The organism is Bacillus sp. Pc3, from assembly GCF_000815145.1.
In the GTDB taxonomy this organism is placed as follows: domain Bacteria; phylum Bacillota; class Bacilli; order Bacillales; family Bacillaceae; genus Bacillus; species Bacillus velezensis.
Genome location: NZ_CP010406.1, coordinates 3274475 through 3289648 on the forward strand (window position 1 = coordinate 3274475; position 15174 = coordinate 3289648).

Consider the following 15174-nt stretch of genomic DNA (forward strand, 5'->3'; position numbering starts at 1 on the left):
GCGTAACAATCACATGTCTTCCGTGTACAGAGTCGCGTTTACCTTGTTTTTTATCATGCTGAGCCTGTTGTATATCTTTCCGATGATCTGCCTATTGCTCGGTTCTTTAAAGCCGTCATCTGAGCTGATGCGTATCGGGCTGAATCTGCGTCTTGATCCGGATGTGATGAGCCTTGATAACTACACCTATTTGTTCAACGGGGGGAGCATTTATTTCAAATGGTTTTTTAACAGCCTGCTGCTCGGCGTTCTCACCACGGTTCTCACGCTGTTTTTTTCCTCTTTGATCGGCTACGGACTCGGTGTCTACGAATTTAAAGGCAGAAATATTATTTTCGTTCTTGTGCTGATCATTATGATGGTGCCTCTTGAAGTGATGATGCTTCCGTTGTTCAAATTGACGGTGGGTCTTCATTTGATCGATTCTTATACTGGGGTGATTCTGCCGTTTATTGTGTCGCCTGTCGCCGTGTTCTTTTTCCGGCAATATGCGCTCGGACTTCCGAAGGATCTGCTTGATTCAGCAAGAATGGACGGCTGCACCGAATTCGGCATTTTTTTCAGAATTATGGCGCCGCTCATGAAACCGGCATTCGGGGCAATGATCATTCTTCAATCTTTAAACAGCTGGAATAACTTTTTATGGCCGCTGATCGTGCTTCGGTCGAAAGAAATGTTTACGCTTCCAATCGGACTTTCAGGGCTGCTGAGTCCGTACGGCAACAACTATGACATGCTGATTTCCGGGTCCGTTTTTGCGATACTGCCGGTGATCATCATATTCTTGTTTTTCCAAAAATACTTCATTTCCGGACTCACAGTAGGCGGAGTGAAGGGATAGAGAGAGGGAGGAAATATAATGAAAAAAGCGGGGATTACAGCAGATAAAGAATATATCATCGGTGAAGTGGACAAACGGATGTACGGATCATTTATAGAACATATGGGCCGGGCGGTGTATGAAGGCATTTATGAGCCCGGACACCCGAAAGCCGACAAGGACGGCTTCAGAACAGACGTGCAGGAGTTAATCAAGGAATTGCAAGTGCCGTTCATCCGCTATCCGGGAGGGAATTTTCTCTCGGGCTACAATTGGGAAGACGGCGTCGGGCCGGTGAAGGGCCGCCCGCGGAGGCTAGATTTGGCATGGCAGACGACAGAAACGAACGAAGTAGGGACGAATGAATTTTTAACGTGGGCGAAAAAAGTGAACGCCGAAGTGAATATGGCGGTCAATCTCGGGACGAGAGGGATCGATGCCGCCCGGAACCTCGTCGAATACTGCAACCATCCTGAAGGGTCATACTGGAGCGACTTACGAAAATCGCACGGATATGAAAAACCTTATGGCATCAAAACATGGTGCTTAGGAAATGAGATGGACGGCCCTTGGCAGATCGGTCATAAAACGGCGCATGAATACGGACGGCTCGCCGCTGAAACGGCAAAGGTGATGAAATGGACGGACCCGACGATCGAATTGGTGGCTTGCGGAAGCTCAAACAGCGGCATGCCGTCCTTCATTGAGTGGGAGGCCGAGGTGCTTGAGCATACGTACGAGCATGTGGATTACATCTCACTGCATACGTATTACGGCAACCATGAAAATGATCTTGAGAACTATTTGGCGAAATCAATGGATTTAGACCATTTTATTAAATCCGTCACAGCCGTATGTGATTATATGAAAGCGAAAAAACGCAGCAAAAAAACGATTCACCTTTCTTTAGATGAATGGAATGTGTGGTATCACTCAAATGAAGCGGATAAAAAAGTGGAGCCATGGATTACGGCCCGGCCGATTCTTGAAGACATCTACAATTTTGAAGATGCGCTGTTGATCGGTTCACTGCTGATTACCATGCTGCAGCATGCGGACAGACTAAAGATCGCCTGTCTCGCCCAGCTTGTCAACGTAATTGCGCCTATCATGACCGAAAAGGGCGGAGAAGCATGGAGGCAGCCGATCTTTTACCCTTACATGCACGCCTCTGTCTACGGGAGAGGGACTTCGATGAAGCTGCTGATTACCTCCCCGAAATACGACTCGGCGGATTTTACGGATGTGCCGTATGTTGATGCCGCGGCCGTTTACCATGAAGAGGATGAAGCACTGACCATTTTTGCCGTCAACAAAAGCAAGGAACTGATGGAAACGGAGATCAAACTGAGGGGGTTTGAAGATTACCGCATCATTGAGCATATTGTGCTGGAGCATCAGGATATGAAAGCGACCAATCAAAAAAACAGAAAAGAAGTCACGCCTCACTCAAACGGAACGTCTTCGGCAAATGCTGAAGGGATAACGGCTCATTTTACTCCGCTGTCCTGGAATGTCATCCGTTTATCAGGCAAATAATGTTCCGAAAAGCCGGGCTGCGCCGCCGGCTTTTTTTTGCGCAAAAATCATCTCCTGTTATCTGATAATTGTGATAATATTTAGAAAAAGAGAAAAGGGGCTGGGATTAAATGAATGCGATTACAATCGTCATAGCGTCTATATGTATTCTGGCGATCGCCTATCGGCTTTACGGTACCTTTATGATGGTCAAAGTATTAAAAATCAATGATCAGACACCGACTCCGGCCCATGTGCTTGAGGATGGGAAAGATTATGTGCCGACGAATAAGTGGGTGTCATTCGGCCACCACTTCGCGGCAATCGCCGCTGCCGGCCCGCTTGTCGGACCGATTCTGGCAGCTCAGTTCGGCTATCTGCCCGGGCTTTTATGGCTGTTAATCGGGGCGGTGATCGGAGGAGCCGTGCACGATATTGTCGTATTGTTTGCATCAATGCGGAAAAACGGGAAAACGCTTTCTGAAGTCGCCAAAGAAGAGCTCGGCCCGGTGGCGGGCTTTTGCACGGGTCTCTCGATGCTGTTTATCATTACGATCACGATGGCGGGGCTGTCCATGGTTGTGCTGCACGCGCTTGAGAAAAACCCGTGGGGAACGTTTGCGGTGGGGATTACGATTCCGATCGCGATGGGGGTCGGCCTCTACTATAAAAAAACGGGCAATCTCAAACTCGCATCAACTGTCGGGTTTCTTTTGTTAATGGCCGGTGTTGTAATCGGGCCGCGGCTGCAGACAACGGCTCTCGGGGACATGCTGACACTGGATGCGAAAACGCTTGCAGTGGCGCTTCCTGTCTATGCGTTTTTCGCCGCGGCGCTTCCGGTTTGGCTTTTGCTGGCTCCGCGTGACTATTTAAGCAGTTTTATGAAAATCGGGGTTTTTGCCGCTTTGATCGCAGGCGTCTTTTTCGTCAATCCCGCCATTAAATTTCCGGCCGTAACGGAGTTTATTCACGGCGGAGGGCCGGTGATCGCGGGTCCTGTCTGGCCGTTTATTTCAATAACGATTGCCTGCGGCGCCATTTCGGGCTTTCATGCATTTGTCGGTTCCGGCACAACGCCGAAAATGCTGGATAAATGGAGTGATATAAAGCCGGTTGCTTTCGGAGCGATGCTTGTGGAATGTCTCGTCGGAATTATGGCGCTCATTGCAGCTGCCGCTCTTGAGCCCGCCGACTATTTTGCTATTAACAGCACGCCTGAAATATTCCGCACCCTCGGGACGAATGTCGTCCATCTGCCTGAATTGAGTAAAGAAATCGGGCTCAGTCTGGAAGGAAGAACGGGCGGCGCTGTTACGCTTGCCGTCGGAATGACGTATATCTTTACGGAGATTCCGTTTTTCAGTCATTTGGCTTCATACTTTTTTCAATTCGTCATTATGTTTGAAGCGGTGTTTATTTTAACGGCGATTGATGCGGGAACCCGTGTCGCCCGGTATTTGATTCAAGAGTTTTTCGGAGAGGTCTATAAGCCGCTGAAAAAAACAGACTGGCTGCCGGGCTCGATTTTCTCAAGCGCGCTCGCCTGCCTGCTGTGGGGCTATCTTCTGTATTCGGGCGACATCAGCTCCATTTGGGCGCTGTTCGGCGTATCCAATCAGCTTATGGCGTCTGTCGGCTTAATTATCGGTGCGACCGTCGTATTAAAAATAGCGGATAAGCGGCGCTATATGCTGACATGCCTGATTCCTCTCGCTTATTTGTACGTGACCGTCAACTATGCGGGTTATTGGATGGTGCGGTATGTGTATTTGAACCCCGAAGCGGCGGGATACAACGTGCTGAATGGCGTTTTATCCATTATCATGCTCATTCTCGGGCTTGTGATTATCATTGCGGCTGTGAAAAAATGGGCGAATGTATGGCGTGATCCGAGTGCCAGACTGGAAGCTTCAATACCCGGATAAATCCGCGGCCGTCCGAACATTGCAGCATCATAAAAAAAGCAGAGAGCCGATCGGTCTCTCTGCTTTCATCTTATGACAAATCCGCCGCTTCCAAAAGGTAATCCGCCAAATGAACCGCGCGGACACGGCCTGTTAATCCTTCGCGTAAAATGCCGAGCTGCATTTGCAGAAGGCATCCGGGATTGGCTGTCACGATGACGGCCGCCTCCGTTTTTCCGGCGGCTTTCATCTTACTGTCTAATATTTTCATAGACATCTCTGACTCTGTTATATTATAAATTCCCGCCGACCCGCAGCAGCTGTCCGCCTTTTCCATTTCTCTGTACTCAGCCCCTTTAATGCTTTTCAAAAGCGTGCGCGGTTCCTCTGACGTATGCATCACATTGCGGAGATGGCAGGAGTCCTGATATGTGACGATATGAGGAGACTGCGCCCGCAGGTTTTTTTGATGGAACTTCAGATCAACCAGTACGGATGAAAAGTCTTTGAGCTTCCGGACGAATTGTTCGGCACGTTCCGCCCATCCAGGTTCATCTTTCAGTAAATGCGGATATTCCTGAAGAAAGGCGCCGCATCCGCCGGCATTTGTAATGATATAATCAGCGTCAAGCGCCTCAAAAGCCGCGATATTCCGCTTGGCCAGTTCTTTTCCCATCTCTTTTTCTCCGCTGTGCCCGTGAAGCGCGCCGCAGCACGCCTGGCCGTCCGGGACCGCGATTTCACACCCGGCCGCCTGTAAAAGCGCCGTTGTCGCATGATTTGTCGCTAAAAACATCGTATCCATTAAGCAGCCCGAGAAAAAAGCGGCCCGTTTTTGGACGGGACCCGCGGCAGGAAGAAAACGCGGCCTTTCCTTCATGTCTTTCCGTTTCGGGGCGGGCGGGAGCACTTGTTCCATTGTGCGCAGATGTTCAGGCAAAACGCTCAGCATACCGGTTTTTCTGACGGCGGTCTGCAGTCCCGATCTTTGGTATATTCCGAGAAGATTCACGGCTGTCTGCATGCGGTTTTGGTGAGGGAAAAGCCCGGTGAAGGCGGCTTTCCGCAAGAGACGCACGCCCGGCTTATGTTTTTTATTTTGATGAATGATATCCCTCGCTTCTTCAAGCAGCTGTCCGTAATTGACCCCTGCCGGACAAACGGGCTCGCATGCCCGGCATCCGAGACACAGCGAAAGTGAGCGCTCGACATCTTCATCCGGCTCGATCAGTCCGTCAGTGACGGCTTTCATCAGGGCGATCCGGCCGCGCGGCGAATGGGATTCTTGAAATCCCGATTCAATATAGGTCGGACAGGAAGGAAGGCAGAAGCCGCAGCGCATACAGTTCAGCAATTCACCTTCATCCATGCGGTTTTTGAATTCTGTTTGAATTTGTTGCTGCTCTTTAGCCGTTGTCATTTCATCACCACCACGCGTTTCCTTGATGAATTGGCGAATATTTTTCCCGGATTCAGCAGGTTTTGGGGATCAAGCGCTTGTTTGATCGCTTTCATGGCGGTGATGCCTTCTGTTTTCAGTTTCATTTCTAAATACGGCGCTTTTACGATGCCGACCCCGTGTTCACCCGTTATCGTCCCGCCCAGCTCAATCGCTTTTTCAAAAATGGCGGCAAAAGCTTTTTCGACACGTTCCATCTCCTCTGTATTTCGGATATCGGTGGTGCACGTCGGATGGAGGTTGCCGTCTCCGGCATGGCCGAATGTGCAGATGGACAGGCCGTATGTTTCTGCAATCTCGTTAATGGCTTTGACCATGCTGGCAATTTGTGATCTCGGCACGGTCGCATCTTCCAGAATCGTTGTCGGTTTCAGCCGGGCAAGGGCTGATAATGCGGACCGTCTGGCCTCTGTAAGCGCGAATGCCTCTTCCTCGGTTTCAGCCGTTTGGACGGATACGGCGGCTCCGTTTTTACAAATCGCTTCGATTTTTTCCATATCTCGTCTGACCGTGTCGATGTCACCGTCCTGTTCGATCAGCAGCACCGCTTTTGCGTCGGTCGGAAGCCCGATCTTGGCGTAATCTTCAATGACCTGCAGTGTCGGCTGATCCAGAAATTCGAGTGTCGCCGGAATGATTTTTTCAGCGATGATGGCAGAAACCGATTCCGCAGCCGCTTCAATATGTTCATAGAGTGCAAGCAGCGTTTTTTTCGTTTCCGGCTTCGGAACCAGCTTTAAAGTCGCTTCCGTCACAACGCCGAGCGTCCCTTCTGATCCGACGAAAAGCCGGGTCAGATCATAACCGGCGACATCCTTTGTCAGCTTTCCTCCTGTGCGGATGATATCGCCTGAAGCCAAGACGGCTTCAAGGCCGAGGACATAATCCCGGGTGACGCCGTACTTCAAACCGCGCAGCCCGCCGGAATTTTCATTAATATTCCCGCCGATTGTCGATATTTTCATGCTGCTCGGATCAGGCGGATAAAATAAACCTTTTTGTTCAACCGCACGGATCATATCTTGCGTAATCACGCCCGGCTGGACGGTTGCCGTCAAATTTTCTTCATCGATTTCTAAAATGCGGTTCATATGTTTGAATAAAAGCACAAGCCCGCCTTCAGACGGACATGTGCCGCCGCATAAGTTTGTGCCTGAACCCCTCGGCACGATCGGAATGTCATGCCTGCTGCAAATCGTTAATATACGGGACACGTCATCCGCGCTGCGGGGGGCGATTACCGCATCCGGCATGGCTTGCAGCTGAGGAGCCGCATCATAAGAATACACCAGACGGCCCGCCGCCGAATCATCATAATTCTCCTTCCCGACCGTCCGGATGAACGCTTCTTTTGCCTCTCGTGAAATCATGTTCTCCCAACCTCCCTGATAAGAAAAGCGTTTTCATTTAATTGTAAAGAAAAACGATTCCGCACACTATGGAGAAACATATGAAAAATGATGATATGATTACGTGCTTTTTGTATGTTGATCTAAAAAGCGCAACGCCAAATAAAAAGCCGTTATGTCTTCAGGGCGGTCCAGCTTCATATTTGTCAGTGATTCCAGTTTGGAAAGACGGTAGCGCAATGTGTTGATATGAATATGCATGTCGTTGGCGGTGCGCTTTAACGATAATTGCCGGTCGAAAAAGGCGCGCAGCGTATCCAGAAGTTCTTCCCGGCCGAGTACATGCTCGAGAACCCGCCGTGAAAATTCCGACCTCGTGCGGGGGGTGATATCGGCAAGACACATATCCAGTTTTAAATCTTCTTCAAAGACGGCCTGCTTGTCACCGATTCCGGCTGAAAGTGCTTTATCTGCCTGTTCGTATGATTCCGTGAGGCGCTCTCCCGGAACGATCCGTCCGATGCCGGCGGTGACAGGCAGCCCAAAAACGGCGCCGATCTTTTTAATGAGCTGTGTTTTGGAAGCCGAATTTGCTTCATGATTAATGAGAATTCGTTCATTTCCCCAGCGGACAAACAGGTCTTCAGGGCATTCGTACTGCCAGAGCCGCCCGAGCTCCTCCGCTTTATATTGCTCATAACGGCCTTGAATGAGTATGATCCGGCGGTATGCGTGAAGGTCTGCGCCGATGAGCTTTGCTTTTTCTAAAAAGCCCGGAGACCATTCTTTCAGCTGCAGCCAATCAACCATAAAGGATTCAAGCATTCTCGCACGCCACTGCGCTTCTTCCATATGGCGCGTTTCTTTAATAAACAGCTCCGTCATTTTTCTGAGCAATTCTCCGAAAGGCAGGATATCGTCAGGGTCTCCTGTCAGGCCGAATACTCCGATCACTTCATGGCCTGAAAAAACGGGGAGGTTCAGTCCTGCTTTTACGCCCTCGAGCCGTTTTTCATCTTCTTTCGTAATGATGACATTCCGTTTTTCGCGCGCGCAGATCAGTGCGCCTTCATGAAACCATCCGGCGCGCGCCTCGTTAGTGCCCGCGATGATCATGCCTTTTGTATCGGCAATAATCACTTCGCGGCTGTACATATGTTTGACTTCGGCAATCAATTTCTTTGCCAGTTCCGGCTGTAACTGCATGGCGATCCCCCTCGCCATTATTATACAAAAAAAACCGGGTGTCCCATCACCCGGTTCATGCTTATTGCGCAGGTTTTAACCCGCCTTCAAGTGTTTTGAGCATTTCATTTTTTTCTGAGTCCGACGCATGCTGCCAAAGAACTTCGAATAAGACGCCTAGGCCCGGAAGCATTTTTTCTTCACCGCTTTGGATGGCGTCAACGATCGTATGCTCCAGCTGATCCTGGTTATTGCCGGTTACATTGGCAATAACGGCATTGCGTAAATTAAGATCCATTACAACCGCTCCTTTTTCTGAATGTGATACGCATATTCTTACCGCGCACGCGGTTTATTATGTGCTGTTCTTAAGATATAATAACAACATGCATGAAAAAAGGAGAGCACAGACATAAAGTGAAACGAATCGACTCTGCAAAAAACCAAAAAGTGAAGGACTGGAAAAAACTTCACACAAAAAAAGAGAGACTTAAAACGTATACATTTCTGATAGAAGGAGAGCATCTGGCAGAAGAAGCGCTCAAATCAAAGGGAACGGTAAAAGAAATTCTCGTAAACGATGAGAGCGCCATCCCGGCCGATCTGGACATGAGCATTCCGTGCTACGTGCTGAGCGAAGACGCGTTTTCAGCCGTGACGGAAACAGAAACGCCGCAGCGGATCGCCGCGGTCTGCCATATGCCGGATAGGCAGCCTGATCAGCTGAAGCGGCTGCTTCTGATTGATGCCGTGCAGGATCCGGGGAATTTAGGAACAATGATCAGAACGGCAGATGCGGCGGGAATCGACGCCGTTGTCCTTGGTGAGGGAACAGCAGACCCGTACAATGGAAAAACGCTGCGTTCAGCACAAGGATCTCATTTTCATATTCCCATTTTGAAACGTCCGCTTGATGAGTTCACCGCTGAGCTGAAATCACAAGGCGTCACGATCTACGGCACGGCGCTTGAAAACGGTGCGGCTTATCAAAGCGTGAAGCCTGAAGAATCGTTCGCGTTGATCGTCGGGAACGAGGGGGCGGGAGTGGACGCCGGCCTTCTGCAAAAAACCGATCTCAACCTGTACGTTCCGCTGTATGGACAGGCGGAATCGCTGAATGTAGCGGTAGCGGCCGCCATCCTCGTTTATCATCTCAGAGGATAGGTTGCGAAAAGCCTTGGATTTCACTATAATAGATAGCAATAATGTAAAAACCGTGACAGAGGACGTCAATTTTTGCACACACTGCCTTCCAGGGAGAAAATGCCGCTGACTGAAAGCATTTTTATCGCAGCACAAAAATTGATTTTCACCTCTCGAGTTGTCACCGGGACCGCGCCAAACGCGCGTAAAGGTGAACCGGAACGATCGTTTCCGTTATGTCAATGAAGCTGTCGGCAGATGAAGTCTGCCTTAAAAAGGGTGGTACCGCGGCCACAACTCGTCCCTTCTCTCAAGGGGCGGGTTTTTTTGTTTTCTGAAAAAGGCATAGAACGGTTTGGTTTACATAAAAGGAGGATGCATGATGGAAGAGAAGCTTAAACAGCTCGAACTGGAAGCTGCAGAAAAAGTAGAAGCGGCGGGTTCATTAAAAGAAGTTAACGACATTCGGGTGCAATATCTCGGAAAAAAAGGGCCGATTACAGAAGTTCTCCGCGGCATGGGCAAACTGTCCGCCGAAGAGCGCCCGAAAATGGGAGCGCTCGCCAATGAAGTGAGAGAGCGCATTGCAGCAGCCATTACGGCGAAAAATGAACAGCTTGAACAAGAAGAAATGAATAAAAAACTCAGCAGCCAGACGATTGACGTCACGTTGCCGGGCAGTCAGGTAAACATCGGCGGGCGCCATCCGCTGACGGTCGTTATTGAAGAAATTGAAGATTTATTTATCGGCATGGGATATACCGTCGAAGAAGGCCCTGAAGTGGAAACGGATTATTACAACTTTGAGGCGCTGAACCTGCCGAAGGAACATCCGGCCCGCGACATGCAGGACAGCTTTTACATTACAGAAGAAATGCTGATGAGAACGCAGACGTCACCGGTGCAGACGCGCACGATGGAAAAGCATAAAGGAAAAGGCCCCGTCAAAATCATTTGTCCCGGTAAAGTGTATCGCCGCGACAACGATGACGCGACACATTCCCATCAGTTCATGCAGATCGAGGGTCTCGTCGTCGACCGCAAAATCAGCATGAGCGACCTGAAAGGCACGCTTGAATTGGTCGCCAAAAAAATGTTCGGCCAAGATCGTGAAATCAGGCTCCGTCCGAGCTTTTTCCCATTCACAGAGCCTTCTGTCGAGGTGGATGTGACCTGCTTTAAGTGCGGCGGACAAGGCTGCTCCGTCTGCAAAAAAACAGGCTGGATCGAAATTCTCGGCGCCGGCATGGTTCACCCGAACGTGCTGAAGATGGCTGGATTCAATCCTGAGGAATACCAGGGTTTTGCTTTCGGAATGGGTGTTGAACGTATCGCGATGCTGAAATACGGCATTGAAGATATCCGCCATTTCTATACCAATGATGTCAGATTCATTTCGCAGTTTAAACAGGCGTAAGAGGAGGATACACATGTTTGTTTCTTATAAATGGTTAGAAGATTACGTTGACTTGCAGGGAATCGACCCGGCCGTGCTTGCAGAAAAAATTACGAGAGCCGGTATTGAAGTTGAGGGTATCGAGTATAAAGGGGAGGGCGTAAAAGGCGTTGTCATCGGACACGTGCTTGAGCGCGAACAGCACCCGAATGCCGATAAACTCAACAAATGCCTTGTTGATATCGGTGCGGAGGAACCCGTGCAGATTATCTGCGGCGCCCCGAATGTTGATAAAGGACAGAAGGTTGCCGTTGCAACGGTCGGAGCCGTGCTTCCCGGCAATTTCAAAATTAAAAAAGCCAAGCTGCGCGGCGAAGCGTCTCACGGCATGATCTGTTCCCTTCAGGAGCTCGGCATTGAAAGCAAGCTCGTGGCGAAAGAATATGCGGAAGGCATTTTCGTTTTTCCGAATGATGCTGAAACGGGAGCTGACGCAATGGCGGCCCTTCAGCTTGATGATGCGATTTTAGAATTGGGCTTAACGCCGAACCGCGCCGACGCGATGAACATGCTTGGCGTGGCTTATGAAGTTGCGGCTATCCTCGGCGCAGAGGTAAAGCTTCCGGAGGCTTCATATGAAAAAGCGGCAGAAAAAGCGGCGGATGCTGTTTCCGTTAAGGTTGAAGATACGCAGGCCAATCCGCATTATGCCGCAAAAATCATTAAAAACGTCAAAATCGGCCCGTCACCGCTATGGATGCAGACGAAGCTGATGAATGCAGGCATCCGCCCGCATAACAACGTCGTGGACATTACAAACTTCGTCCTCCTTGAGTACGGACAGCCGCTTCACGCTTTCGATTACGACCGGTTCGGTTCAAAAGAAGTCGTCGTAAGAAAAGCGGCGGAAAACGAAACCATCGTGACGCTGGATGAACAAGAGCGCAAGCTGTCAAGCAGCCATTTGGTCATCACAAACGGAAAAAAAGCGCAAGCCGTTGCGGGAGTCATGGGCGGAGCAGAGTCTGAAGTCCGTGAAGACACCACTGCGATTTTACTGGAGGCCGCTTATTTCGACGGACAGACCGTCCGCAAAGCGTCGAGAGACCTCGGATTGAGAAGCGAAGCGAGCGCCAGATATGAAAAAGGCATTGATCCGGCCCGCGTTTTGCTGGCGGCTGAACGGGCCTGCAGTCTCATTCAGGCATATGCCGGCGGAGAAGTGCTCTCAGGCACGGTTGAAGAAAACCATTTGAAAATCGAAGCAAACAATATTCACGTGTCTGTTGAAAAAGTGAACGCCGTGCTCGGCATGACAATCGCTAAAGAAGAAATCATCAGCATTTACAAGCGCCTCGGGTTTGCAGTCGGTGAAGCTGAAGACGTTCTCGTCGTAACAGTGCCGTCGCGCCGCGGAGATATTAGAATAGAAGAAGACCTGATTGAAGAAGCGGCGAGATTGTACGGGTATGACAATATCCCGTCCACGCTTCCGGAAACGGCCGGCACGACAGGCGGCTTGACACCGTATCAGGCAAAACGCCGGAAAGTGAGACGTTTCCTTGAAGGAGCGGGTCTTTCACAAGCGACCACTTATTCATTAACGAATGATAAAAAAGCGGCCGCTTTTGCGATCGAAAAATCATTCAACACGATGCTTGCTCTGCCGATGAGCGAAGAAAGAAGCATTCTCAGACACAGCCTCGTGCCGAATCTTCTTGAAGCCGTTTCATACAATCTGGCCAGACAGACTGATTCCGTTGCTTTATATGAAACGGGTTCTGTATTTCTGACGAAAGAAGAAAACACAAAACCGGTTGAAAAAGAACGGGTTGCCGGAGCTGTAACCGGATTGTGGCGCAAAAATTTATGGCAGGGTGAGAAAAAGCCGGTTGATTTCTTCGTCGCCAAAGGAATCGTTGAAGGCCTGCTGCATCAATTGAATGTGTCAGACCGGGTTGAATTTGTCCAGTCAGAACGCAAAAACATGCATCCCGGCCGGACGGCAAACATTCTGTTGAACGGTTCGCTTGCCGGATTTATCGGCCAGGTGCATCCGGCAATGGAAAAAGAGCTGGATATCAAAGAAACGTATGTGTTCGAGCTTGATCTGCACGCGCTTCTGACCGAGGAAACAGAACCTGTCGTGTATACGCCGATTCCGAAGTACCCGTCTGTCACGCGCGACATTGCGCTTGTGGCAGATAAAACCGTTACAAGCGGACAGCTCGAAGCCGTGATCAAAGAAGCCGGCGGTGCGCTGCTGAAAGAAGTCACCGTATTTGATGTGTACGAAGGTGAGCATATGGAAGAAGGCAAAAAATCCGTCGCCTTCTCGCTCCAATATGTTAACCCTGAACAAACATTGACAGAAGAAGAAGTGACAAAAGTACATGAAAACGTGCTGAAAGCGCTGGAAGAAACGTATCAGGCCGTATTAAGAGGATAAAGAAAAAGCTTGCAGATCACTCTGCAAGCTTTTTTATTATGACCGCTTCCGTTCAACAAGGCGTTTCGCTTTTTGCGTATTGGCAAAATGAAGTTTGGTGAACGTTCTGAGCGCACCTTCTCCCTTATTGATGATCAGCTTGGCGGCAGCTTCATCGACATGCGGCCCCGCGCCTTTCGGAATCGTCATCCCAGCGTCTCGGGAAAGCTTATCCATTTCAATTAAGAAAGAATATCGCGCAATGATAGAGGCTGCGGCGACGGAAAGATGTATGCTTTCCGCTTTCGTGCTGAAAAACGTTTTTTCTTTTACGATATCCCGTCCGGAAAGATGCTTAAAATAGATGCCGGGGTCTGCGAATTGGTCAATCAGAATCGCTTCCGGTTTAACGCCGTTCATTTTTTTCAGCAGATTGGAAATCGCCTGATTATGAAGGAGCGCCTTCATTTTTCCTTGGCTCATGCCTTTTTCCTGCATCTGATTGTATTTTTCGTTTTTTAACACAAGCAGGCTGTAAGGGATGGTTTTAATTAACAGTTTGGCGATTTCAATAATCTGCGGATCTTTTAAATCCTTCGAATCCTTCACACCGAGTTCTTTCATTAAAGAGAGCTTTGATTTGTCTGCGTAGGCGCAGGCAACCGTTATCGGCCCGAAGTAATCGCCTGTTCCGACTTCATCAGAGCCGATCACTGACATGGAGGCAATGCCCGCCGGGGGAGCGTAAAGCGGGTCGGCCGCTTTTTTGACGGTTTTCTTTGATTTCGGCGCCTCAGCCGTTCCCCAGCGGGCCGCTTCTGTGCCGGCGTTTTTTCCTTGAAAGAGAACCTTGCCCGAGCGGTAGGCTGTAATGGTACAGCCCGGAGGCTTGGCCTGGAAGACGGCGCCCTGCGGAACGGAGGGAGTAAGGGAGCCGGCATAGGATTGTTTCATTTGTTCCATAGCGGAAGCGGATACTTTTATAACAGAATGGGACACGATATAATCTCCTTTTTTGGCACTTTTCACTGTATATACCAGTGTATCATAACAGCCCGAGGCTCGTCTTTCCATTCAAACGATAATCGTGGTATGATAGGAACTAGGATTCTCGCGGAATGGAGGAGAAACGTTGTCTGACGGCAAAAAAACCAAAACGACAGTAAACATTTACGGCCAGCACTTCACCATTATCGGGGAAGAAAGCAAAGCGCATATGCGCCATGTGGCCGGAGTGGTTGATGATAAAATGAGAGAAATCAACGAGAAAAATCCATATCTTGATATAAATAAGCTCGCTGTATTGACTGCGGTCAATGTCGTGCATGATTATATGAAACTGCAAGAAAAATATGAAATACTGGAGCGGCAGCTTAAAGAAAAGGAATGAACACCATATGATAGATATCATCATCTTAGTTTTGCTCTTAATGGGCACATTGCTTGGATTAAAAAGAGGATTTATCCTCCAATTTATATATTTAACGAGTTTCATCCTCTCGATTGCGTTTGCGGCGCTTTTTTACAAAAATCTGGCCCCGCATCTGAGCTTTATACCCGCGCCTGATTTTTCCGGCGGGCAGGCGGCTCTGTCTTTTATTAAAGGAAACGTAGAGACGGCTTATTACAACGCGATCGCGTTTGTCATTTTGTTTATCATCGCAAAGATTCTGCTCCGGATTATCGGAGCGGCGCTTAATATCATCGCCGGCATTCCGGTCATTAAACAGATCAACAAACTGCTGGGCGGGGTGCTTGGGTTTCTGGAAGTCTATTTATTTGCGTTTATCCTGTTATACGTCGCATCCGTACTGCCGGTAAGCGCGCTTCAGGATATGCTCGCACAATCGACGCTTGCAAATATCATCACACATCATACGCCGTATCTGTCAGGACTCCTGCAAGAACTGTGGGCCCAGTACGGGGCATAAAAAACTTCTCTTGACCGGAGAAGTTTTTTTCAAGCTCT

Annotated in this window: 13 protein-coding genes; 8 read left to right on the forward strand and 5 right to left on the reverse strand. The window is 49.3% G+C overall.

All coding sequences use genetic code 11. The features are described 5' to 3' along the window. Positions 1–13: 13 nt before the first annotated feature. The 3 genes from SB24_RS15775 (at position 14) to cstA (ending at position 4266) form a co-directional block, all read left to right on the forward strand. The gene (locus tag SB24_RS15775) at positions 14–841 is read left to right on the forward strand and encodes an arabinooligosaccharides ABC transporter permease AraQ (RefSeq protein WP_032871724.1); all 828 of its coding nucleotides are present in this window, start codon (positions 14–16) and stop codon (positions 839–841) included. Positions 842–859: 18 nt separating this feature from the next. Continuing rightward, positions 860–2359, forward strand: coding sequence for an arabinosylfuranosidase ArfA (gene arfA / locus SB24_RS15780; protein WP_039254283.1), 1500 nt, complete (start codon positions 860–862; stop codon positions 2357–2359). Positions 2360–2469: 110 nt separating this feature from the next. Further along, positions 2470–4266: a carbon starvation protein CstA gene (gene cstA / locus SB24_RS15785; RefSeq protein WP_039254287.1), complete on the forward strand. Its 1797-nt coding sequence runs from the start codon at positions 2470–2472 to the stop codon at positions 4264–4266. Between the two features lie 70 nt (positions 4267–4336). Here the strand turns inward: cstA and SB24_RS15790 are convergent, their stop codons facing one another. The 4 genes from SB24_RS15790 to sspI form a co-directional block, all read right to left on the reverse strand. Continuing rightward, positions 4337–5665: a (Fe-S)-binding protein gene (locus SB24_RS15790; RefSeq protein WP_039254288.1), complete on the reverse strand. Its 1329-nt coding sequence runs from the start codon at positions 5663–5665 to the stop codon at positions 4337–4339. Further along, a complete protein-coding gene (gene glcD / locus SB24_RS15795; RefSeq protein WP_015417962.1) occupies positions 5662–7074 on the reverse strand; it encodes a glycolate oxidase subunit GlcD in 1413 nt (470 codons plus the stop codon). Before glcD ends, SB24_RS15790 begins: the two co-directional genes overlap by 4 nt. A 99-nt stretch (positions 7075–7173) precedes the next feature. Next, positions 7174–8259, reverse strand: coding sequence for a CdaR family transcriptional regulator (locus SB24_RS15800; RefSeq protein WP_039254291.1), 1086 nt, complete (start codon positions 8257–8259; stop codon positions 7174–7176). Between the two features lie 61 nt (positions 8260–8320). After that, positions 8321–8536 (reverse strand): small acid-soluble spore protein SspI, encoded by a 216-nt coding sequence (sspI, locus tag SB24_RS15805; RefSeq protein WP_003152527.1) that lies wholly within the window; start codon positions 8534–8536, stop codon positions 8321–8323. 119 nt (positions 8537–8655) lie between these two features. On the opposite strand from sspI, the gene SB24_RS15810 reads away from it, so the two are divergent. The 3 genes from SB24_RS15810 to pheT all read left to right on the forward strand — a co-directional run bounded on the left by SB24_RS15810 (position 8656) and on the right by pheT (position 13226). After that, entirely contained in the window at positions 8656–9402 is a 747-nt protein-coding gene (locus SB24_RS15810) for a TrmH family RNA methyltransferase (protein ID WP_039254294.1), read from the forward strand. A gap of 361 nt (positions 9403–9763) precedes the next feature. Next, positions 9764–10798: a phenylalanine--tRNA ligase subunit alpha gene (gene pheS / locus SB24_RS15815; protein ID WP_003152530.1), complete on the forward strand. Its 1035-nt coding sequence runs from the start codon at positions 9764–9766 to the stop codon at positions 10796–10798. A gap of 13 nt (positions 10799–10811) precedes the next feature. Further along, positions 10812–13226, forward strand: a complete 2415-nt coding sequence (pheT, locus tag SB24_RS15820) for a phenylalanine--tRNA ligase subunit beta (protein WP_012118137.1) — start codon at positions 10812–10814, stop codon at positions 13224–13226. Positions 13227–13262: 36 nt separating this feature from the next. On the opposite strand, the gene rnhC is transcribed toward pheT, so the two are convergent. Continuing rightward, positions 13263–14204 (reverse strand): ribonuclease HIII, encoded by a 942-nt coding sequence (rnhC, locus tag SB24_RS15825; protein ID WP_039254299.1) that lies wholly within the window; start codon positions 14202–14204, stop codon positions 13263–13265. A gap of 133 nt (positions 14205–14337) precedes the next feature. Here rnhC and zapA point away from each other — a divergent pair, with 133 nt between their 5' ends. Beyond that, positions 14338–14595 (forward strand): cell division protein ZapA, encoded by a 258-nt coding sequence (gene zapA, locus SB24_RS15830; RefSeq protein ID WP_007408114.1) that lies wholly within the window; start codon positions 14338–14340, stop codon positions 14593–14595. A gap of 7 nt (positions 14596–14602) precedes the next feature. Continuing rightward, positions 14603–15136: a CvpA family protein gene (locus SB24_RS15835; RefSeq protein ID WP_003152534.1), complete on the forward strand. Its 534-nt coding sequence runs from the start codon at positions 14603–14605 to the stop codon at positions 15134–15136. Positions 15137–15174: the final 38 nt, after the last annotated feature.